This is a genomic window from Bradyrhizobium sp. USDA 4449 (genome assembly GCF_054056275.1).
Genome location: NZ_JBSRYD010000001.1, coordinates 3222268 through 3244413 on the forward strand (window position 1 = coordinate 3222268; position 22146 = coordinate 3244413).

Consider the following 22146-nt stretch of genomic DNA (forward strand, 5'->3'; position numbering starts at 1 on the left):
AGCCTTCGGGGTTGACGGGATGTGGCAGGGACAGCGCTATTGCTCCAGATCGATCAGCGCCGAGTCACCTTTCGGCTAATCTCAACGGCAGTGCGGATGTGGTAGGGACTAATCGGCCTGGAATCAGCCCCCGGGTGGATTAGCACGAGCCGCGCCCGCACTGTTTTACATCTCGCTCGGCCGATCGCCGCGGCTATCTCGACAATTTGCAGATACTCTAGCGAAAGGTCAGTACACCGCCTTATACTGCGACGAGCGCAATAAGAGAGCGTTGGGCACGACACACCCCATGAGAGTCGCGCCGCCTTATGCTTGTCCCAAGTTATGGTTTGTATGCACTCGGCCGGCGCTCAACTTTGCAGATAGAAGCTAGCTAGCCGGTGCCGATCTAGAATCATGATCTCGCGTTGAGTATTGGCGACGAAATCAACATCGCCATCATTATGCAATTGCGACACTGCACGTGAGACGTTCTCGATGGTTAAGCCAAGGTAATCCGCGATGTCTCGTCGAACATCGGCAGTGATATTACATCAGCAGCGATCAGCCGCGCATCCATCTCATGCAAAAAAGCCGCAACGCGCTCGAGAGCTGTCTTACGATCCAAGCAGCATCATTTGGTTCTCCGCGTGCTGCAATTTAGCGGTGGTCACGCTGAGTAATGTGCGCCAGACAACAACGTCAGTCTGGACGATCGCATCAAGAGTGTGCCTCTTGATCAGCCGAGAGTGCTCTGTGTAACAGCTTCCGCCGTAAATCGGTGTAGCCCACTGTTCTCGAAATCCAAAAATTTCACCGGCTAAATGAAACGCGCCAATCTGGCGTCGCCCATCGCCAGCAGCTTGGAGGCCCGTACCGCTCCTTTTATAGCCGGATAGACGTACTCGGCGGGTTCGCTCTCGATGTGGATCGTCCTACCCTTCTTGTACGTGAATTGAGTGCTCTCGTCGTAAAGCCTCGAAGCGTCTCGAAAAAGATATTCGATCTTCGTGAGAGATGCGGCTAATGCTCTATGTTCTTCACTCCCGAGAACGTCTTGTTGTCGGGCGCAGTATTCATCACAGGGGGAGGCGAATGAACGGTCGTACAATTGTCCTGCTACGCGGGCCCGCAAAAACATGCGGAAACGTGCCCATAAAGGTCGTTTTGCCAAAAAGCTCGCAGGAAAACTGCGCCCGGGTTTGCTCGATGTTCGAGAAGCCTCATTCCGGGGTTGGCCCGCGAGCCGGCACTCTGCCATTGACTTATATCAAAGCGTGCAATTCATGTTTATTCTCTGGTGAAGTTAACGGAGGCAAGAGGTCTCATGCGCTACCTTCTCGTTATCGGAGTGCTCGCACTCCCTATCCTTGTCGGCTCAGGATCGCCTTCGATCGCCGGTTCGCGGGCTCATTCGAATAAGCTACCGGTACGCCAGGACGTTTATTGCCTGCAGGGACGCCATTGGGGATATCCGGGCAATTGCCAGTTTTCGACCTATGACCAATGCACGGCTACTGCATCAGGTACGGACGCCTATTGCGGCATCAATCCGACCTATGCTTTCGAGCGACAAGGAAGACAATTGCGCTGATCTGAAGCAGAATTGCCGTACGCCAAGCGGCGGGCTGCAATTAACGTGTGCTAGTGCGGGCTCCTGTTGCCCTTCCTCCGCCTGACCTGTTCTGCGCTGGATCGCCTTTTTTCTCAAATGCCGGCCAGGCAATGCGGATGATCAAAGCCCTGGGTTTCTCCCGCACAAGCAATTTAGAGTATACCATCTTTCGTGAGGCAGTGGCCGAGCTGAGATTCATCAACACGGCCATCCGAGAATGCAGAAAATCATCAGGCGATAGCATGAGGGAGCCGGCTGCGGCTGTCGATTGGGCTGGCGGTTGTAAGCAGATTGGCAACGGGTCGTTCTGTGCGTTGAAACAAGGCGGCCCAACTTCTGTGCTGCCCGGGTGTGGATGCGCCCGGCCGCCCCGGGTGGCGACTACGGAGCAGAATGCGCAGAAATGTGGAATGTTTGCTTTTGCAATTGCCGATGGGTTGATGTTGCACCGCCATATTCGTAGTAGAGATCGGCTCTTGGTTAGATGGTTCTAACGGTGCTTCTTTTGGGCGCCCTCGAACCGCCTTTCTACTCTCCTCGTAAGGAGCCCTTCCAATCGTCGCACCGATTGGTCTCATTCAACTTAGCGCTGCTGTTAGTTGTGGTCTTGCGTCGGCCCGAAGTTGCTCGCCAGGAATTGCTCTTGGGTCCATCGCTTTAGTGCATCGTTGTTGAGTACCGACTCCACCAAGGCGTTCCAACTCTCACCAGCCTCTCTCCATTTAAGTTTTCGGTGCGGAATATTCCGTAGCAGTCGAAATGCTGTCGGTGCGATCTTGCTTGCCTCTTTTCCTTCAGAAGCCTGCCGGATCAAGTCTTTGAACAACTGTTCGGGAAAGGTCCAGCTGTCGCTCGTGAAGCGGTCGGAAAACAGGTATTCGAACGAGGCGCGAAACACGACCGCCGCTAAAGCGTCCTCATGTTCCGAGCCTGCGCTGCGCAGGTCGAACCATTGCAGCAGCCGCCGAACGGCTGCAGCAGGCGAAAACTGGCAGTCCCCCAGCGTCAGAGAAACGAACATATACGCGATGTCCATTTGAAGTTCGCCGTCTAGGGACATGTACCAACTTTTAATGGCTCTAATAGGGGTCATGTGAAATTACTATGAAAGCGCAAGAATGCGGAATGGGCTCGATCCGGAGCGCTTGTTAACGTATGCCACGGCTCTTGCGATGCCAGATTGTCCGCAGAGGGCCAGCTGCCTAGAAATCTGCTTTCCTGCTGCAAAGCATCGACGTTGGAACTGCTGCTGAGTCACATAATACGTGCCGCCTCCCACAAGGCATCTCGGTCAGACGTAATTCGATTGGACGGTGAATCATTCTTGCGCTTCGTCCGAACCGCGCAACCGACGATGCGACGAGCTGGCAAGGATTGCCAAGACCCGCTGGCGCAGCGCAGGATACCGCGCTCCAAGCAAAGCACCGGCAAGATACCGAAGAGTTCTCGGTTATCACCGATCGCACTGAAGAAGATGAGTTCGCAGCACCGGATTTCATCGGTAAGCATGCGGCGTAGGCCGCGGGCGGGCTGGTTTGTCCGGTTAGCGGCTAAACCTCGGGCTTTTCGGCCTTCGGCTTAACGATCGCCGCGAGTACCTGGCGGCGTTCTTCAATAATCCAAGGAGCGTCCTTGTGGATTGCGATCAGCTCTTTGAGGTTCTCGATCCCGTCATCGGTGAACGCCATCACCCCGTCTTCACCGACGCCGACGACCCATAGCTGGCCATCCTCGGTGTCCATTTCTTCGGCGACCTCGAACAGCCATTCCCCGTCTTCGCCGAGCATCTCAGCAACATGGCTGAGAGTGAACACGTGGCTAACCTTGTTGACGTGTCCCATCAAGCCGCCTGTGCCGCAAGGCCTTGCTGTTGCGCTGTCTTCCAGTTCCAGGGCAGCAGCTCATCGAGCCTGTGGGCGGAGTGGGTGGCGATGCGAGCGAGTACATCGGCGAGCCAGGCCTGAGGATCGACGTCGTTCATCTTGGCAGAGACGATGAGGCTATACATGGCGGCGGCTCGGCGCCCTCCGCGGTCGGACCCACAGAATAACCACGACTTTCTGCCCAATGCGATGCCGCGCAGCGCTCTTTCGGCTGCATTGTTCGAGAGGCAGACGCGGCCATCGTCGAGGAAGCGGGTGAAGGAGGTCCAGCGCTTGAACATGTAGTTCATGGCCTTGGCCAGATCGTGACCGCGGGTGAGCTTGGCGCACTGCTCGCGCATATAGGCTTCCAGATCGGCGACCAGCGGCGCGCTCTGCGCCTGGCGAACAGCTCTTCGGTGATCGGCGCTTTGGCCATTGATAGAGCGCTCTATCTCGAACAGAGCGTCGATGCGGCGCACGATCTCCATGGCGACGGGCGAGATGACGATCTCCTGCTTTCCGGCCGCTTTGCGCCGCGCGTTCTCCTCAAGATCCGCCATGGCGAAGAACGGCCGCCGGGCATGGACCCAACAGGCCGCTTCCCTGATAGGCCCAGGACTTCGCTGGGGCTCGTAGAGTTTGGTGTATCCACCGAAGGCGTCGGCCTGCAGGATGCCGCTATAGTTGGTCAGATGCGCCTGCGGATGCTCGCCCCTTCGATCGCGCGAGTAATAAAACATTGCTGCCGGCGGATCTGAGCCGCCGAAGGGGCGGTCGTCCTTCACATAGACCCAGCATCGAGCGACATCGCACTTGCCCAAGGCCAACACGGGCACGGTGGTGTCGTCGCCGTGGAGGCGTTCAGCTGCCATGACGTGGGCTTCCAACAGGCGCGATAGCGGCTCCAATACCGTGCAGCAAGCCCCAACAGCGTCGGCTGCGGTCGACAGACTGACGGGCACGCCCTCCAGCGCGTAACGCTCAGTCTGCCGGTTCAGAGGCTGATGCTGGCCGAACTTCTCATAGAGGAGCATGGCCAGCAGGCTCGGCCCCGCCCATCCTCGCGGAATCACATGGAATGGCGCCGGTGCCTGACTGATTTTCTCGCAGTCCCGGCAGGTGAACTTTTCCCGCACCGTCTCGACCACTTTCCACTGGCGCGGTATTGATTCCAGGGTCCGGGTCACATCCTCACCAAGCTTGCGCAGGCGATTGCCGCCGCAGCATTCACACGTCGTTGGCGAATCGATCACCACGCGCTCGCGGGGAAGATGATCAGGGAAGGTATTGCGTTCGGGACGCGTGCGCGTAAATCCGCGCACGGTCGTTGTCCTGGCGACAGCTCTCTCGGCCGCAAGCTCGTCTTCGGTGGCGCTGGATTCCAGCTCTTCAAACGTAAGCGCTAACTGGTCGATCAGACGAGACGAGCGTTCTGATCTTTGCCCGTGGACCTGGCGCTCAAGCTTGGCGATCCGCAGCTTCTGGCGGGCAATCAGCGCACTGTCTTCCGACGCCTTGGCACGGGCGACCGCAAGCTCCGCTGCAATATCCAGAGCCTTCGCGCGTTCGCTCGCCAACGCCTCTTTCAGAGCGGCTATGTCTTCGGGAAGAGCGTCGCGAGGCGTGTCCATGCAACCAGAGAATCACAAATTCAGTGCTTTGTGGTGCCCCAAAATGCGCATGATCTCATATTTTATTTCGCTCAGCCGGCGCTCTGCGGTCGCCATGTTAGTTGCGGATTCCTCCAGTCGATCCCTTCCAGCATATAAGCCATCTGAGCCGCTGAGATCGATACCGCATCTCCCGACGTCGCAGGCCAGATAAACTTGCCGCGGTCCAAGCGCTTGGCATACAGCGACATGCCTAACCCGTCGTGCCAAAGAATCTTGAGCAGATCACCGCGGCGGCCGCGGAAGATGTAGAGATCCCCCGCATGCGGGTCACGCTTCAAACTCTCCTGGACCGCGAGCGCCAGGCTTTGCATGCCGCGGCGCATGTCTGTGTGACCGGTGGCAATCCAGACCCTGACGTTGCTTGGGATCGGAATCATCACCGCCTCAGAAGCTCGAGGACCCGCTGCAGTGCTTCAGTGTCCACGTCACGGTCAACGCGGACCCGACAGCCGCTAAGCTCGATCTCGATTATGCCTACCTTCGCGCGCTCTTTAGCCGGCGATGGCCTTGTCTGCGCGACCACGGCCGATGCCGGAGTTGGTGTCGAAGTGATCTCCACAGGAACAAGCAATGGCGCTGCATCCCCGCCCAGCCGACCCTCGCGCGCCAACCGTCGCCACGTGAACAACTGGCTCGTGGACAACCCGTTGCGCCGCGCCGTCGCCGACACCAACCGGGAACCATCATAACTCTCAGCAACGATCCGCTGCTTCTCGTCCACTGTCCAACGACGGCGGGCGCCAGTCGAAACTACTTCCAATCGGGAGACCTTCGAAATAGGCGTATGGTCAGTCATACGCCTATGTCTTCATCCTCCGTCCTCAGCGCGCAAGGCGGCCCTCGCCGGAGCGATACTTTCATCGAGAGGCTCCGGCCCGAGCTGTTGCAGGGCGGCAGAGCAAATTTCAGGCTGCGGTCCTTAGATTTCGGTCGTGCTCGCTGTTTCGCAGCGACGAGGAGGTTCGTCTCTCAAGCTGTTGACCGGCTCGGGGCGGCCACTGCTTCTCTCTTGATAGTTCTTGCACCTTCAACGGCGTGCAGAGCGGCTTTGCGAACCATTGCCTTTCCGCTAGGACAACTAGCCAGCTTTGCAAGGTCTGCAGATAACCAGAAACAAATCGTAGAGTATCTGCTGCCAGGCACGCTGCTCGGCAGCCTTCTGCGAAACCGTCGGTGCCCATTGATCGGCACAGTTACCAGACGCGTATGAATGTATCAGTCCCCTTCGTCTTGCTCGGCTTGCCGTGTTTGTCAACGTAGAACAGCGTCCAGGACGTAGGAATGGTCGACCCGTTAACCGCGCCAATCCACCTGGTAAACGAATTGCACTGGGCAAAGGTAACCACAAAATACAGCCCGGTTGAATTGACGGCTCCGGATGCCGGATACGGAATCCCTTGACACGAAAATCCTTGGGCGCGGTTCGTAAAAGTGGCTTGTATTGCCCCGCTGTTGACCGACCAAACAAACAGTTCTGACCCCCGTTCATTCTTCCAATACGAGGGCGCAGGAAGTCCCTGCGCCGTGGCCTGAGCGGACACAAACAACAAATGGGCGAAAAGCATGAATCCCAGAAATCTCGCCATATCGAAGCTCCACTAGAAATCGATCAAAGCAGCAACTTAGATCAGGAGTTTGGTGCAGGTTGAGTTCACGTTCACTGCTTTTATCTGAGGTTCGACAGTGGAATACGGCTCATATAGCAACTTTGCGCTGAATCTCGGCTTAGGTGGATTCATCAACCACGCAGGGCTTCTCACGGTGGCTCCGGGCCAGCTGAGGCGTTACAGTGGTCCACCGGGGCAAAGTCCCGATCCTTCTTTTTTCCGTACTCTAATCCGCAAAACATGCTTCAGATGAGCATCTACGACACGACGCATGCGGGTGAGGACATCTGGACCGTCAAATGATGGGTCCTTCCGCTCCGGGCGCCCTCTCTCCTCAATTATTTGCGGAGAGCGCGATTGTCGTGAGGCTAAGGGCCGTGTTTCCATGACGCGCGACGATATGCCGTTCGCACCTGCCGGCAGCGCATCCTGCTCACGTTTCGCGCCGCCCGATGAGACTTGTGATCTGGACTTCCCGCTTCCTGGCGCTCTCAGAAGGAGACCGCAAGTTGGCTCCGCATCCGAAATCCGTAACCCGTTCACTGATCGAGCTGTTTTCTGTCGAAAGACGCTCTGGTCCAGTGTACGAAGCTGTGGTCTTCTCGTTTGCGCAAGGTGATACGCAACGAAAGCTACCCGGGCGTGAACGCGCAGGTCGGATCGCCGCGCGACAGCCAACGCCCGTGATACTCAGCAAGGTTCAAAATGGCTTGCAGGGATCTGAAATATGCAGCCTCGCTCCACTAGCGTTTAGTTGAGCTTGTAAGAGGCCTGTAAGAACATACCCCAACGTTCCATGCTGTACTTCGCAAAGCCTCGGGAGTGTCTGATGCAACCGTTTCCGCAGTCCATGGACTCGGCACCTGTTTTCGTCCACATGGCCCAATAGCGGCCACCAACTCCGACGCTAAAGTTGTCGCTGATGAAGTAGGACAGGATGCCTTCCAGCTGGACTCCCCCGCCACCATTGCCGCGTTGTTCGGCAAAGGTCGTTTTGGGACGCAACAGATGATAGTCTCGCCCCAAGAAGGTGGTCCAGGGCAGGTAAGCGACATCGGCATTCAGGCGCCAACGCTCGGTCAGCATGGCTTCGGCGCTCACGCCGATTCGAGGCGCATTCCATTGAGTATCCTGGCTGCCAACGATCCTGTCGTCGCCAGGAGCGAGACTTAGATCTGGATGAGTAACCCCAACGAGGCCAGTCGAGTCTGAGGTCTGGCTGTAAGAGGCCCAGCCTATAAAACTGCCGATCTTGTAGGTCGCACCGCGAAGGAAGTCGTAACCGGCGTCGGCGGTGTAATACGCGAACCTACCGTTAGACTGACCCGAAAGGGTGTTCTGGTAGGAAACTCCTAGGTGCGGAATCCAGTCTTCATCGTTAATCTTCCCTTTGTTGAAGCCTCCGATGCCCAAGTTGCTCTTCAGGAACACTCCCCACGGACTATCGACACGGCCGAATATCTCCCCCGAGAGGCCATCCAGCCCATGATAGGTGAGCCGGGATATTAGTATGCTGGGGTCTTCAGTCGAACCGTACGGAATTGCGCTGGGATCCCACTGGAATCGCCCCCGGCTCAGCCAAAGCCGCGAGCCGGCTTCGAACGACCAACCGGGCGCGTAAGAAACGGGTTGTCCGCTGCCAGCTGATTTCGCATACAGCGGCGTATCGGATTTTGGTGCGCCCGCGGGGTCCGCACCAAAGTGGTAGTTTAGACCCACTTTCCCGATATGATAGCTGCTGGACAGGTTGGTAGCGTTCGCCGGGAGAACCGCAAACGGAGGGAATTGCAATGTCGAAGCAGTCGGGACGCTTGGTCCGCCAAAGTGCAAATAGTCATACTCGACATTCACAGACCATGCAGGCGTAAGGGTTTGCTCGACGCCGAGCCCGATGACCCCACCAATTCGGCCATAGTCGAAATGAGTTTTCTCCTGTGGCAGGTCGCCACCTTCGAAGTTGTTGACAACATCTCCCTGATTGTTTTGCCAGGCTACACCTGCCTTGAGATAGGCAAGTGTCTGCCCCAGTGCGCCAAAGGCGTAACCAATGCGGCCGGCCCCGGCCGCAAACAAGTTCGGACCTGCGTTGCAGTTTGCGCTTACAAACAAGTGGGACGCGGCGAGGCAGGTGTTTGAGCCGCCCCCGACCGCTGTGCTGGCATCCAGTTCGAGGCCGAACACCCAGCGGTTGTTCTGCCAGTTGTAGCCGATCTGGCCACCTGCGATGAACGATGGAACATCGACGACGTCGCCGTAGATCGAGGAGCCGAAGGGATTGCTGAAGGAGGTTTGGCCATACCCGCCGCCTACGTGGCCTCCAATGTACCCACCAGACCAGTTCCACACTGCCGCTGGGAGTGCTTGTCCCCCGAGGTTCGCCATGGCTGTCCCGGCGGTGACGAGTGCCATCGTCACAGTACCCAAAAAGAGAACTCTTGATCGCATAAAGATTGTACTTCCTCCGGGCAGAGCCCGGCTCTCTAAGCTCCCCGAAGGGCAAACCATCGGAGCCAGCCAGCAACGCCATGATGTGCGAAGGCCGCTCCGAAGATCACCCCACGAAGATTGGTGACGATGTCACGGCGGGAGCAAACCGCGTGCCGAACTAAATCGCGACCCCGCAAGGCCTTTCCGAGAGTGTGTCGCGTCAGCTATCCGACAATGGTTTTGAGGCCGACAATTCAACTCGACAGCTCCTATATGGCGCGACAGTCCTGGGCACGGCGCTAGTTTCAAGTCCTTCGAGCATGCACAAAAGCGTTCAGCTTGGATCAACGTAGTGATTTGAAGCACAACGGTTTCTTTCAATGCGCGAGCTGGCGCCCGCGCTACGAATTCAGCGCATGCTAGTGTCAGTTCCGGGAAGAGTGACTGCCGGCGAGGTGAGGAGTGCTGCCTCTGCTTCAAAATCGACGCGCTGATCGTCTTCGAGTGCGATGGAAGTTAGCCGAACGTGTCAAGATCGCACCTGGCGAGCAAGTGCGAGATCGGGCGCGTTTGCTACTATCTTGCCGAGTAGGCTCTACAGATCCAGTGAACTCAAGCTCACACGCTTGCAATTTTGCAAGCGCGTCCCGGCTATGTCACCCCACTCTCCGCGCGGAGTGATCTGCCTCGAAACCTGCGTTCCCTTGTCATCTTAAGTTCGTCGAGCATCTTGGAAAAGTCGCGTCGGTCGATGGCCAGAACCAGCGCAGAATGCCGCCATGCAAAGTCGTCGGCAATCACATCGTCAGACCGCAAACTCAATACACAGCCACTTAGACCGTTGCGGCACAAACGTTCGGCGATTCCTCTTTATTTCACGATAAGTCACAGCTTGGATCGAACGACAAGTAATCACACGTCAGTTCTTCACCAGGTTTAATGTCACGGGTTGTGAAAATGCGGCAATGATCGTCTTGATCTGTGTTTGGGTAACTGCTGTGATTCATGGACCGAGCGTTGTCAGCATTGTACTCGACAACGCCGTCATTAGCTTTGTGGTCTCTTGGATAGGCATGTTTATCAAGCAGAGCTTGAAATGTTGGAGCTAGAGCCTTGTATTGCTCGGGCGTGACGGCGATGTCAACGATCGGGTTGTGAATCCAAACTAGAGCATCTTTTGGCAAATGAGTGGGGGAGAAAAGACCGATGCCGCCAAACTGGTCGGGCTTCAAAATAGTACAACGATCAACATCGAAGAAAGCTCCGAAATCACTAATGCCTGCAAGCTAGCTCGCGTCAGGTGCGAAATCTCCTCCATGGATTGGTAGGCCTTTATAGCGCTTCCATCGCACCTCGGAGTTCCTCAGCATTCGTTCGGCGGCTTACGGCGGATCGCGATACGCAGCACCGCCATCGTGCTGACAGCTAGAAGGGCTGTGAATCAATGGGGCTCCGAGCATAGATCGACGTCGATCGGTTTAATGCCGCGTGACGTTGAGCCGGACCTCTCAGCGCGGCGCCACGCTAGAATTTCTCGCGGCCAGGCAAGCTACATGTCCTGGATCAGGGCTTCGAAGAGCCGCCACCTAACGCGTCGATCCCAACCGTTCCTGGCCTCGGGCGTCCAGAGAAAAGTGGAGATATGGGCCGATATTGCACCAAAGAGCGACCGTTGGAGATCGTCGGCAGGACCGTCGATCTCGTCGTACAACGCCTCGTTGCGACTAGGCCGCCAACGTGATCACGCTCCGAGCAAGCAACAAAGGAGGGAGAGCTGTTCGCCGTGACAGGGAGTCGCTAAACGGTGACGTTGGCAAGCGTATCCCGGGGGCACGCCGCTTATCCGCAACGCCCGGTGCCCCACTAAGTCTCGCAAGATTGGCTGAAGCGAGTTATAGTCCACCAACATGTCCTTACACGAGCTGTGGGGATTGGCACCTCGTGGGACGGCTGTCGCTGGCGTCTACATTTGTGGGTGATGGATGAGCCGAATGTCATTGGGTCCTCCCGGCCCCCGGAGGGCCGTGTAAAGCTCACCGCGAATGTCGTATTGCTTCATCGGCTGCGCTGCGTCAGGCAAGAGGCGCCAGCGGTCGAGCTTCGAGATCATCGCGATTGGTGCAGGTTGGGTGCCATGTAAAAAGCCCTCAGGAACGGCGAATGAAGCGGCGTAGATCTCGCGGGCCGGGGGCGTGGTCTCAGCTATGCCGGAAGCCGGAGCGGCTTGCTCCGTCATCTGTGTAAGCAGTGCTGGCGACGGCCGATTCGCCGGCTGTGCGCTCGGTTGCGATCCGCTTTCCGGTCGAGATCCGGAATGAATGGTTGCGCCTGACAAATTGAGTGGAACCCCGCTCCTCATCGCCACCTCGGGCACGAACAGCGCCGTGAAGCGGTCATTGTGGAATATGAAAGGAGCAGGCGGAGTGTCCTGGCTCGGCACGGCGCTACGTCCCTCGGGCGCAGCTGACATGAGTCGGTCGCCGAGGCGCGGATCGAAGGAGCGGACGGCCACTCCCAAATCCTCGGCGCGGTCATGACGCTCTGTTGGCGCGACAGATGAAGATGGGGGCGTGGTCTCAGCTATGCCGGAAGCCGGAGCGGCTTGCTCCGTCATCTGTGTAAGCAGTGCTGGCGACGGCCGATTCGCCGGCTGTGCGCTCGGTTGCGATCCGCTTTCCGGTCGAGATCCGGAATGAATGGTTGCGCCTGACAAATTGAGTGGAACCCCGCTCCTCATCGCCACCTCGGGCACGAACAGCGCCGTGAAGCGGTCATTGTGGAATATGAAAGGAGCAGGCGGGGTGTCCTGGCTCGGCACGGCGCTACGTCCCTCGGGCGCAGCTGACATGAGTCGGTCGCCGGGGCGCGGATCGAAGGAGCGGACGGCCACTCCCAAATCCTCGGCGCGGTCATGACGCTCTGTTGGCGCGACAGATGAAGATGGGCCGGCGCTCTCCATCATAGGCCATAGCAGATCCTGATCGTAGCTTTCCGAAGGAACGACCAGCCGATCGCTAGCCCGAAGGGGTGTGCCCATGTCTTCTACTATGTGGCGAGCGGCGGAGTTATCAGGGGGATTGAGCTGGTGCTCAATCGCATCTCCGTCCGTCGGGCTGAGCGTCCTCTGCCTCTTCGCAGGCCTCAATTGCAAGTTGGAATTCTGGTCCGTGAGAACATCGCGACCAGAAAGGGCAGCGATCTCCGATCGCTTGTTCGCAACCGGCTGGTAACCGTCACTCCCGTTAAAGTGTCGAACGGCTGAATCTGGTTCCTGGTGATGGGGCACGGGTGAGTTGAGAGACGTGAGCGCTTCGAGCAGATTCCGGTCGACACGTCCCGCAGCAAGCTCATTCAGCCAATTCAGAGCTTCCGACGGTGCGCTATGCGGCGCAGCAGCGTTTTCGCGTCCGACGAGGGCGTATTCCGGATGAGGGCCATCGGACCTCTGGTGCTCAAGACCCGGCAACTCGGCGAGCCTACGCTTTTCTTCAGACACGTGAGGTTGGTAAGCATCTTGACAAGCTGGGTTGTCTTCGTCGGCGGTATCAGGCTGAGGCACTTCATTTAAGTACGGCTCGAACTTCGCTTGCTGCTGTTGCGGTTGTGGCGCCGCGGCGTTGTAGATAGCGAAGTCTCGGTCGAATGGATTGACATTGTTAAATGCGTCCATGGACCACCTCGTTGGAGTGTGTTGCTGTCTGGCTCCCTCTTTATGAAGATCAGCTGTCGGTGAGCTGACGTGCCTAGACCCAAAGGTTAAACTGCCCTAGCGCGATCGCTGTACGTCATTTGAAGACGCGAGAAGTGCTGCTTGCTACGTTTGCCTATACTGTTCTGAAAGTTGGAGCCGCGCGGATTCACCGCCTGTGCCGAGAAATGATACGACGCAATGAGCCTCAATGAACCTGTCGCGGAGCGACTCATTACGGCCATGCACCTGTGCTGGCCGTGCACCTATGTCGCAGCGGTGTATAAGCGCGCCATTCCACACCCTCACAATCCTTCCGCTTCCTTCCGTTTGCAATCTTGCAGGGTGCCCGGGTAAAGACTGTCGGTCCAAAACCAAGAACGGGCCCAGGCGACATGATATTCAGCGGACATTTGTTGTCCGATGTTTTCGCCGGGGGCAAAGCCCTCGGATCCCCTTCACGTCCGCTCAACGAGTGCTGCCCAACAGGCTACATTCGCGCGGCGAGTGGAGAGCGAAAACCGCGACACGCAAGGGCTGATCGCGTTGGCTATTTCCTTGATTCTTGTTAACGATGAGCCGGCTCCTCGCGCAATAGAACAGCGTCAAGCTAAATCGCAGCGGCCTAATGGCATCCTAGCTGTAGTCACACAGGAGGCGCCATGCTGGGGTTTTTTGAAAAGCTGCTGGAATATGCAAACCGAAATCCGGGAGAGTTTTTAACCGGGGTGGCTACGTTACTGCTGGTTGTCGCTACCGCTTTGCTGGTCAGAGCAACAAATGTTCTGTTCGAATCAGCTAAGGAAGATAGCCGCAATCGCAAGATACAAGCAACGGTAGGTGCTTGGATGAAGGTTAGAACCGAGCTAGATTTAGCTCATCTCTCCAAAGAGAGCCCCGAGAAAGAACTCCGCGCCCAACTGAGAGCTCTGGAGGCGTTTTCAGTTGGTGTAAATTCCGGCGTCTACGACCTAACAACGTTCAAGCAGATGTCTGGTAATTGGTATTGTTCAGCAATTTAATAGGATAAAGCCGATCATCGATGAGCGACAAAAAACAGCCCGGATGCGTACAAGGAATTAACGAGTTTAGGGAAAGCAGTTGAGGAAATGCGTCTAGACGCCGCCAAGAAACCTGCCGGGAAGGCGTGCTCGCAGCGCTCGTAGAGACGAAACGCAAAGTGTGCCCCGGCTCGCGAGCCGGGGCGTGCTAGGCAGCGCGCAACTCGTTGCAGGCCACCCGCATCCCGAGCGCGTTCGCAATGCTGCGCATCCAATTCGATGTCAGCATAATCACGGCCGTCGTTTGCGCCGCTACCAACGTCGAGCCGACCCGCGAAACGATTCGAAAATCAGTCGGTTGGCAGGACAGAATGCTTCAATATGCGGCTGAAATACTTTGATTGGCTTTTGGGATGGATGAAGGCGATTACCGGTGTAATGCCAAACGCGGACGTCATCGATTGGATGCAGAGGACGGGCGGGTTCGCCCTAGGCGAGCAGGCAAGCCTGCTCGTGCTTTGCTCTCGACGAAGCGAGTGAATGAAGCCATCCCTTGGTGAAAACGATATGGCCCACCATGCGGAATCCCGCAGCGCGCCACGCGCCGATGAACTTGTCGGCGGCATTCCAGCTGCAGAAGCTCTGGCATAAGGAGCCGGGCTTCAGTACGCGATGCATTTCAGCGAAGGCGGGCACAAGCCAGTCGTCGCGGTCGTCCTTGGCGATGGTCTGCCGATCGCGGGATTGGCCGCGACAGAGGTAGGGCGGGTGGGTGAGAATGAAATCCACCGAAGCGGACTGCATCCGGCGCATTACGTCGACATAGTCGCCATGGGCGACCGTGTCTGAGGCTGGTGCTGATGACCGCACCTCCCGATCAAGAACCTGCACGGGCCAGGACTCTTTCGCCGCTGTCGTTGACCGAGAAGTCGGCCAGACCGTCGATGTCGTAGAGGGCTTTGCCCTTGGTGATGGCTTCGCGCTCGTTCTTGGCGAGGACAGCGGGGCTCATCGCCGCGTCTGTGACGAACGGCGAGATCAACTGAGCATTTGAACCAACTGCTGAAGAAACAGTCCGAGCAGTCGACGCTGCCTCGAGCCTTGACTGGCAGCACGGGGCCAGAACATGCGCCTGCATTGATCATCTCCCCATGGCTGTTGAAACGGGCTTCCGTGAGTTGTTTCTTGACTTACCCAATAGTACCCAACTTCGATCTGAATGGGCGCATATAGGCAGACAATCACGGCTAGCGTTTCCAACACTCGCGGCCCTCAAGGACGAGAGGCACGTGAATTTGAGGGCCAAAGAGCCCAGAGGAGGGACTGATGCCAAGGACGCTAACCGCATCGCGCGGCCATTCTTCTCACTTTGTCAAAGCCGCTCTGATTTGCTCAACTCTATTTGCCGGTGCGGCCGCATCTTTCGGCCAGGCCAAAGCGGATGAGATCAACTGGCGACAGTTCGAGGGCGCTTCGATCGTGTGGGCTTACGACATCCATCCGTATGCTGACGCCGTTGCCGCACAGCTGCCTGAGTTCGAGAAGTTGACGGGTATCAAGGTGACGCCCGAGCTTTATCCGGACGACGCCTATTGGAATAAGCTGACGATCCAGCTGAGCACGAAATCCCCCTCGTGGGACGTCGTCGGCACTGGCATTCAGCCGGCTTGGGATCTCGCGCCCGGTCAACTGCTTGAGCCGCTCGACCGCTATCTGAACCACCCTAAGCTCACATCGGAAACTTATGACTACAAGGACTTCTTCCCCGCATTGCGTGAGGCGCTGACCTGGCAAGTCAATGGCGGGCAGATCGAAGCGGGCGGGGGCCAAGTATGGGCCATCCCGCACGGGTTCGAAAACATCCAATTGTTCTACCGTAAGGACATTCTGGAGAAACACGGTATCAAAGTTCCGACGACCCCGCCGGAAATGTCGGCGGCATGCGAAAAGCTGAAATCTGCCGATCCTAGCATCACGCCCCTGGGCGTGCGGGGAGTGCGCTTTTGGAGCAGCATCCACACGGCCGCGATCTCGATCGCCAAGTCGTACGGAGTGCACGACTTCGTCGTGAAGGACGGCAAGTTAGAAACCGGTCTCGATTCGCCTGAGTCGATCGCCTTCCACAAGGACTACGTGGAGATGATCAAGAAGTGTGCTGCCCCATCCTTTGCCAATGACAATTGGTACCAGGTGGTCGATGGCATCAATTCGGGTCGGACAGCGATGGCGATCGATTCCAACATGTTCGGGTTCTGGAACGATGTTGCCGGCAAGCCCGCCTCGGGCAAGATCGCCTTCGCTCCCCCGCTGCGCGCTCCGAGCGGCAAGACTTTCGAATCGAACATCTGGATCTGGTCGCTCGCCATGAATGCTGCTTCCCAGAAAAAGGGAGCGGCCTGGCTGTTCATTCAGTGGGCGACGTCAAAGCAGGTCGACCTAAACGGTGCAATCGCAGGCAAGCTCGTCAACTCGCCGCGTGCTTCGACCTGGAGAGACAAGGTTTGGCTCGACTATGCGGCTAAACCGGAATTCACAAATTTCGTCGACACGTTCAACACCGTGCAGGATAGGGCTGCGCTCGCCTTTACACCCCGCGTGGGCTTTGCAGAGGCCATGAACGCCTGGGCAGTCGCCATGCAGAAAATGGTCAATGGCGCGGACGTGAAGTCGACATTGACCGACCTCGCCTCCGAGATCCGTTCCTCCATGTAAGGCGCGGGGGCGGCATCGGCGGATTGCGGCCCCGCCACGAGCGAATATCTTTCGAGAAGTGAGCGATGAACTTTCGAGGCATCGACGCAACCGTGACGCTACAATCATCGCTAGGCCAACTGGCACCGCACAAAAACGAGCAGGTGCAAAACGCCGAGCAGCATGCTCTTGACTGGTGGAGCCTTGCTGCGATTGCTCCCGCGATCATCATACTGCTCGGATTTCTTTTGCTGTTTTCCTATGGCGTCTTCCAATCCTTGACTGATCTCAAGTTTGGCCGCCCCCTCGTTCGCTTCATTGGATTCACCAACTATGAAGCGGCAGTCAAGACCCAGGATTTCTGGAACAGCGTGCGTGCGACCATGGCGTATGCCTGTTCTGCGGTGCTCGCGGAAGCGTTCTTCGGGCTTGCGCTGGCCAAATTGTTCGTAAGCCGCGTGTTGCTTGCTCGACTGATGCGGCCTGTCATTCTCCTTCCGCTGGTATTGCCGCCGATGAGCGTCGCCTTGATGTGGACCACCATGATGGATCCGCAAAACGGGATCCTCAACTATTTGCTCTCGCTTGTTGGGATCGGCCGGTTCACATGGACTTCGGACGCCAGCACGGCGATGTTCTCGCTGGTTCTGATCGACATTTGGACTTACACACCATTTTTTACGTTAATCATCTTCGCCGCTTTGCAAGGCATCAACGAGGAGATCAGAGAAGCCGCGCGGGTCAACGGCGCCAAGGGTTGGGCGACGTTCCTCCATGTCGAGCTTCCGCTCATCGCGCCCTATATTCTGATCGCCGCAGTCTTTCGTTTTATCGAGTCGCTCAATCAGTTCGACATCATCTTCGGAACAACCCAGGGCGGCCCGGGTGACAGTACCTCTGTGCTCTCGGTCCGTGCCTACATTACGGCCTTTCAAAATCTCGCCTTCGGCCGTGGTGCTGCGCTCATGGTTGTCAATTGGTTGATCGTGCTTGTTGGGACCTTGGCCATGGTGAAATTGTGGCTGCTCGTCCGGCAGCGCGTAAGCTAGGCGAGGCAAAGATGCGTTTCCATCGCTCAACGCCTGCAAGCTTGTTCCTCAATGCGTTGGTTGTTGCCTGTACGCTGGTCCTGACATTTCCGCTGGTCTGGATAGTCATGATGTCGCTGAAGCAGCAGGCTGAAGTCACGACCTGGCCGCCGCGCTTTGTCTTCACTCCAACATTCGAAAACTTCCGCGTCTTATTCGATGCCGCCCAAGCGGGGGCAACAAGCTACGGCACCATCAAAGTTGATTTCCTGACACCGGTCACCAATAGCCTGGTGATCTCGCTTGGTGCGGTGCTGGTATCGCTGATCGCAGGGGTGCCCGCAGGCTACGTCCTGGCGCGGCGTGATCTCCCTATGAAGGAAGACATCGCATTCTTCATTCTAGGCTTCCGCTTCGCCCCCGCGCTCCTTGTCGTCATACCGCTGTTCAGCGTGTTCCAGAGGGTCGGCCTTTATGACACTTATTTTGGCATGATCTGGGTTTATCAGGTCGTCACGCTGCCAATGATCATCTGGCTGAGCCGTTCATATATCGAGGACATTCCAAAGGACATAGAGGAGGCGGCCGCCATGGATGGTGCAAAGCCATACCGTGTTGTCTGGCACATCGTTCTTCCGCTGCTAAAGCCGGGCCTGATAGGCGCTTCATTGCTTATTTTCTTGCTTGCCTGGCACAACTTCGCTCTCGGCGTGATCCTCAGTTCAACGAAAGCACCGGTAACCGTCGCCCTGCTCAAGCTGCTTAATCCGGGCGTTCAGTTCTATCCAGTCATGGCTGCGGGTCTGGTGGTGACCATGATCGTGCCGGTCATCCTGATCATCCTTGGCCAGCGTCATCTCGAACGTGGTCTTACCTTTGGGGCCGTGAAATGAGCCCCAGGCCATTGATGTTCTTCGGAACGACCAATCTCGACCTCTGCTTCAACGTCGAGCGGCTCCCAACGCCTGGTGAAAGCCTTATGGGAAGCTTAAAGCAGAATGCGGGAGGCAAGGGCGCCAATCAAGCGGTGGCCGCCGCTCGATTGGGACTTCGGCCGAGCTTCTACACCCGGCTTGGCGATGACGATGCCGGTCGATCGTTGCTGCAAGCGCTGCGTGAGGCCGGCGTCCGTCTCGACGCCATTGAGGTAAGCCCTGGGGAGATATCCGGTTCTGCTCTCGTCCTCGTCGGTGACGACGGCTCCAACATGATTGTCATAGACCCGGGAGCAAATGCAAACGTCACATCAAGCATGGTCGAGAAGGCGGCCGAGTTTATTGAGCGGGACGCAATCGTCGTTGCGGAGATGGGCATGCCGGTCGCCGCGCTCAATCACCTCTTTGCATTGAAGAGCGCCAAGGGATTCGATCTCATTTTCAATCCCGCCCCAGTGCGGACGGGCCTGTCGTCGGCGGCGTGGAGGAGTGTCGATTTCGTCACCCCAAACCAGACAGAAGCTTTCGAGCTCACCGGTGTCGAGGTGCATGACTTCGACAGCGCCGCCCATGCGGCGGGAAAGCTTCTCGATCTGGGGCCCAAAGCGGCGCTGATCACCTTGGGTGCGCAGGGAGCTTATTACGCCGATGCCAGTGCGACTTTTGCGCTGCGGGCATTTCCTGTGAAGGTCGTCGATACGACCGCGGCGGGCGATGCTTTCAATGGAGCTTTCGCAGCCTCACTTGCTTACCGGTTGCCGATACGAGAAGCGATCAAAAAGGCGCTCGCGGTTGCCGCCCTATGTGTGACGCGACGCGGCGCCCAGAGCTCGATGCCCAGCAGTTGGGCCGTCGACGAATTTCTGAATTCTCAATCGATCTTGGAGTTGGAATGACCGAGCAGTTCTCAGTTGAACACAGGACCGTGCTGGTGACCGGTGCAGGGGGAGGCATTGGCTCAGCCATTGCCAATGCTTTCCGCCAAGGCGGTGCGAACGTCCTGGCAACCGACGCAAATGTGGAAAACCTCCGGGACATTCTGACACGCTTACCGCACGGCAATGGTATCCTGCCGATGAGCATGGACGTGGCACGAGAAGATGATGTTGGCAGGGTGCTTGATGAGATCGCCAACCGCTTCGGTAGGCTCGATGTCCTGGTCAACAACGCCGGAATAAAATCGGCTCAGCCCCTACTCACGGGCGACGCCGAGAAGATCGAAAAAACCATACAGATAAACTCCGTCGCGGTGCTTCGCTGTGCCAAGCAAGCGATCGAGCGCTTCATGAGGAGCAAGGGCGGCCGCATCGTCAATGTCGGGTCCTCATTGTCATCTCAGGGTGCTGTTTTCAACTACCAGGCTGGCGGCGCCGACTATTGCTTGTCAAAAGCGATCGTGCACGACGTGACAAAGCTGCTTGCTTATGAATGTGCTCCGCTCAAGATCAACGTCAACGCTATCGCCCCCGGGATTATTGATACGCCCATGCATGGTCGTCCGCGGGAGGAAACCGAAGCGCGCCATAGTGGCCGAATTCCGCTGGGTCGGGTCGGACAGCCGGAAGATATCGCAGGGCTTGCGGTGTTCCTGGCCAGCCCCGCAGCTTCCTATATGACCGGGCAAATTGTCCATGTGAATGGCGGGATGCTGATGAATGGTTAGCGTCGGCTCCAACATCAACTGGCCGCCGATAGAAGGGATTATCTCCGATCTGGATGGCGTCATCTATCGTGGCAGCACCGCAATCGCGGATGCCATAGAAGCATTTACGGCGTGGCGGAAAGCCGGGGTGCCATTCTGTTTTGCGACGAACAATTCAACGCATACTCCGGAGGACGTCGTCCGCAGGCTGAGAGGATGTGGTCTTTCGATCGAGCCGTCGCAGGTCGTTACAAGCGCTATTAGCGCCGCGGAGCTCGTTCGAACGAGATATCCGGACCTAACGCGAATCTATGTCATCGGCGCTCCCTCGCTTGTCACGGCCATGCGCGATGTCGGGCTTGAGATCACCGAGCAAAGGCCTGAAGCGGTTGTGATGGGGCTCGACCGGGGTATCACGCACGAGAAGATGCGAATTGCCGTTGAGGCGATCCTCGATGGAGCTGTGTTCATCGGAACTAATCCCGATCTACTGCTGCCGACAGGCAGCGGGTTCGAGCCTGGGGCGGGTGCGACGATTGCAGCTGTGACTGCCGCTACGCAAGTGAAGCCTTTGATCGTCGGAAAGCCGCAAGTGCCGATGATCGAGACCGCACTCTCGCGCCTGGGGACGAACCGCGCGTCAACGATTATGATCGGAGACCAAGTTCCGACGGATATTCAAGCCGGGAAGAGAGCGGGCCTTTCGACGGTGCTTGTCACAACGGGCGTGCCCACCCGTCAGGATCCGTCCCTCATGGCCCCTGACTTCATTGTATCGAGCTTGCGCGAAATTCAGGTCAGTGCTGCTCGCGCGGCTCAACCGAGACAGAGGAGGGCATAATGGCAGAGGTTCGCCTGGAGGGCCTCAGGAAGTCCTTTGGAACCATCGAGATCCTGCGCAATATCGACCTGACCATCGATCACGGCGAATTTGTCGTCTTCGTTGGTCCGTCCGGGTCAGGCAAATCCACGCTGCTGCGTATGATCGGCGGGCTCGAGCCCATCAGCGGTGGGCGGCTCCTCATCGACAACGAGCTCGTCAATGACATCGATGCGGCCGATCGCAACCTCGGCATGGTCTTTCAGAGTTACGCTCTCTATCCGCATATGACGGTGAAAGAGAACCTGGCCTTTCCCCTGCGCATGGCGAAAGCCCCGAAAGCCGAGATCGCCACGAAGATAGCCAAAACGGCGTCGCTATTGCAGATCGACCATCTATTGGATCGCAAGCCTCGACAACTTTCGGGCGGGCAACGCCAGCGCGTCGCAATCGGGCGCGCCATCATGCGAGAACCAAAAGTATTCCTGTTTGATGAGCCTCTGTCCAACCTGGACACCGAGCTGCGCGTACAAATGCGAGTTCAGATCGCCAAGCTCCACAAGCAGCTCGGAAATACCATGATCTATGTGACGCATGACCAGGTAGAAGCGATGACCATGGCCGACAAGATCGTCGTCCTCAAGGACGGCAACATCGAACAGGTCGGCAGCCCCCACGATCTATATCACAATCCGGCCTCGCGCTTTGTGGCAGGCTTCATCGGCTCGCCAAAGATGAACTTCCTGGGCGGCAAGGTCGAGGCCGCTCACCAACATGGCCTGGACATCCGACTGGAGGCCGGTTCTACGATATCCGTTCCGGTCCAGCCGGACCAAGGACTCATTGGTAAGCCGGTTACCGTTGGAATTCGCCCGGATGATTTTTCCTCGACGACGCCCGGGCTGCAGGAGATCTCCATTGCACTCGACGTGGATTTCGTTGAGCATTTCGGTAGCGTCACGTACATCTACGGTTCGGCTGGGGACGAAACGGTCGTCGCCAGGGCGCCAAAATCCGGCTCGCGCAAGGACGCGGCAAAGCTCACTCTCACAGCCGCTCCTGCCGATTGCCATTTGTTCATGAGCAATGGAAAATCGGTGCGGCGGTTGCAAGCGCCTGCAACTTGGAGCTAGTCTTGACGCCAGCCGTGCGATGATGCCGGCTCAGGATCGACA

At 57.4% G+C, this 22146-nt stretch carries 20 protein-coding genes and 1 pseudogene; 9 read left to right on the forward strand and 12 right to left on the reverse strand.

Annotated elements, in window-relative coordinates; genetic code table 11:
- Nucleotides 1-350 precede the first annotated feature (350 nt).
- Nucleotides 351-985: pseudogene (locus tag ACVIIW_RS15265) on the reverse strand (helix-turn-helix domain-containing protein).
- Nucleotides 986-1306: 321 nt separating this feature from the next.
- Here ACVIIW_RS15265 and ACVIIW_RS15270 point away from each other — a divergent pair.
- Nucleotides 1307-1573, forward strand: a complete 267-nt coding sequence (locus ACVIIW_RS15270) for a DUF3551 domain-containing protein (protein ID WP_456701501.1) — start codon at nucleotides 1307-1309, stop codon at nucleotides 1571-1573.
- Between the two features lie 616 nt (nucleotides 1574-2189).
- On the opposite strand, the gene ACVIIW_RS15275 is transcribed toward ACVIIW_RS15270, so the two are convergent.
- The 9 genes from ACVIIW_RS15275 to ACVIIW_RS15315 form a co-directional block, all read right to left on the reverse strand.
- Nucleotides 2190-2630: a hypothetical protein gene (locus tag ACVIIW_RS15275; protein ID WP_456701502.1), complete on the reverse strand. Its 441-nt coding sequence runs from the start codon at nucleotides 2628-2630 to the stop codon at nucleotides 2190-2192.
- A 514-nt stretch (nucleotides 2631-3144) separates the two neighbouring features.
- On the reverse strand, nucleotides 3145-3435 hold the full coding sequence (locus tag ACVIIW_RS15280; protein WP_456700490.1) for a hypothetical protein: 291 nt from the start codon (nucleotides 3433-3435) through the stop codon (nucleotides 3145-3147).
- On the reverse strand, nucleotides 3435-5090 hold the full coding sequence (gene tnpC / locus ACVIIW_RS15285) for an IS66 family transposase (protein ID WP_456700491.1): 1656 nt from the start codon (nucleotides 5088-5090) through the stop codon (nucleotides 3435-3437). The genes ACVIIW_RS15280 and tnpC overlap by 1 nt, the downstream gene beginning before the upstream one ends.
- Before the next feature lie 71 nt (nucleotides 5091-5161).
- Nucleotides 5162-5509, reverse strand: a complete 348-nt coding sequence (tnpB, locus tag ACVIIW_RS15290; RefSeq protein WP_141340086.1) for an IS66 family insertion sequence element accessory protein TnpB — start codon at nucleotides 5507-5509, stop codon at nucleotides 5162-5164.
- Nucleotides 5509-5928 carry an IS66-like element accessory protein TnpA gene (gene tnpA / locus ACVIIW_RS15295; RefSeq protein ID WP_310880253.1) on the reverse strand — a complete coding sequence of 140 codons (420 nt, stop codon included), beginning with the start codon at nucleotides 5926-5928 and terminating at the stop codon, nucleotides 5509-5511. The genes tnpB and tnpA overlap by 1 nt, the downstream gene beginning before the upstream one ends.
- A 397-nt stretch (nucleotides 5929-6325) precedes the next feature.
- Nucleotides 6326-6718, reverse strand: coding sequence for an avidin/streptavidin family protein (locus ACVIIW_RS15300; RefSeq protein WP_456701503.1), 393 nt, complete (start codon nucleotides 6716-6718; stop codon nucleotides 6326-6328).
- A 771-nt stretch (nucleotides 6719-7489) separates the two neighbouring features.
- The gene (locus ACVIIW_RS15305; protein ID WP_456701504.1) at nucleotides 7490-9148 is read right to left on the reverse strand and encodes an outer membrane protein; all 1659 of its coding nucleotides are present in this window, start codon (nucleotides 9146-9148) and stop codon (nucleotides 7490-7492) included.
- Between the two features lie 893 nt (nucleotides 9149-10041).
- On the reverse strand, nucleotides 10042-10398 hold the full coding sequence (locus ACVIIW_RS15310; protein ID WP_456701505.1) for an SET domain-containing protein-lysine N-methyltransferase: 357 nt from the start codon (nucleotides 10396-10398) through the stop codon (nucleotides 10042-10044).
- Between the two features lie 731 nt (nucleotides 10399-11129).
- Complete coding sequence (locus ACVIIW_RS15315) at nucleotides 11130-12836, reverse strand: hypothetical protein (RefSeq protein ID WP_456701506.1); 1707 nt, start codon at nucleotides 12834-12836, stop codon at nucleotides 11130-11132.
- Nucleotides 12837-13516: 680 nt separating this feature from the next.
- Here ACVIIW_RS15315 and ACVIIW_RS15320 point away from each other — a divergent pair.
- The gene (locus ACVIIW_RS15320; protein WP_456701507.1) at nucleotides 13517-13876 is read left to right on the forward strand and encodes a hypothetical protein; all 360 of its coding nucleotides are present in this window, start codon (nucleotides 13517-13519) and stop codon (nucleotides 13874-13876) included.
- 468 nt (nucleotides 13877-14344) lie between these two features.
- Here the strand turns inward: ACVIIW_RS15320 and ACVIIW_RS15325 are convergent, their stop codons facing one another.
- Both ACVIIW_RS15325 and ACVIIW_RS15330 read right to left on the reverse strand, forming a co-directional pair.
- Nucleotides 14345-14746: a hypothetical protein gene (locus ACVIIW_RS15325; protein ID WP_456701508.1), complete on the reverse strand. Its 402-nt coding sequence runs from the start codon at nucleotides 14744-14746 to the stop codon at nucleotides 14345-14347.
- Nucleotides 14733-14993: a hypothetical protein gene (locus ACVIIW_RS15330; RefSeq protein WP_456701509.1), complete on the reverse strand. Its 261-nt coding sequence runs from the start codon at nucleotides 14991-14993 to the stop codon at nucleotides 14733-14735. The genes ACVIIW_RS15325 and ACVIIW_RS15330 overlap by 14 nt, the downstream gene beginning before the upstream one ends.
- 188 nt (nucleotides 14994-15181) lie before the next feature.
- Here ACVIIW_RS15330 and ACVIIW_RS15335 point away from each other — a divergent pair, with 188 nt between their 5' ends.
- From ACVIIW_RS15335 to ACVIIW_RS15365, 7 genes are all read left to right on the forward strand, one after another.
- Complete coding sequence (locus tag ACVIIW_RS15335; RefSeq protein WP_456701510.1) at nucleotides 15182-16567, forward strand: ABC transporter substrate-binding protein; 1386 nt, start codon at nucleotides 15182-15184, stop codon at nucleotides 16565-16567.
- A gap of 65 nt (nucleotides 16568-16632) precedes the next feature.
- Nucleotides 16633-17595, forward strand: coding sequence for a carbohydrate ABC transporter permease (locus ACVIIW_RS15340; protein ID WP_456701511.1), 963 nt, complete (start codon nucleotides 16633-16635; stop codon nucleotides 17593-17595).
- 11 nt (nucleotides 17596-17606) lie between these two features.
- Nucleotides 17607-18467 (forward strand): carbohydrate ABC transporter permease, encoded by an 861-nt coding sequence (locus ACVIIW_RS15345; RefSeq protein WP_456701512.1) that lies wholly within the window; start codon nucleotides 17607-17609, stop codon nucleotides 18465-18467.
- A 14-nt stretch (nucleotides 18468-18481) separates the two neighbouring features.
- Nucleotides 18482-19405: a ribokinase gene (locus ACVIIW_RS15350; RefSeq protein WP_456705161.1), complete on the forward strand. Its 924-nt coding sequence runs from the start codon at nucleotides 18482-18484 to the stop codon at nucleotides 19403-19405.
- Entirely contained in the window at nucleotides 19402-20172 is a 771-nt protein-coding gene (locus ACVIIW_RS15355; RefSeq protein WP_456701513.1) for an SDR family NAD(P)-dependent oxidoreductase, read from the forward strand. The genes ACVIIW_RS15350 and ACVIIW_RS15355 overlap by 4 nt, the downstream gene beginning before the upstream one ends.
- Entirely contained in the window at nucleotides 20165-20992 is an 828-nt protein-coding gene (locus ACVIIW_RS15360; protein WP_456701514.1) for an HAD-IIA family hydrolase, read from the forward strand. The genes ACVIIW_RS15355 and ACVIIW_RS15360 overlap by 8 nt, the downstream gene beginning before the upstream one ends.
- Entirely contained in the window at nucleotides 20992-22104 is a 1113-nt protein-coding gene (locus tag ACVIIW_RS15365) for an ABC transporter ATP-binding protein (protein WP_456701515.1), read from the forward strand. Before ACVIIW_RS15360 ends, ACVIIW_RS15365 begins: the two co-directional genes overlap by 1 nt.
- Nucleotides 22105-22146 lie beyond the last annotated feature (42 nt).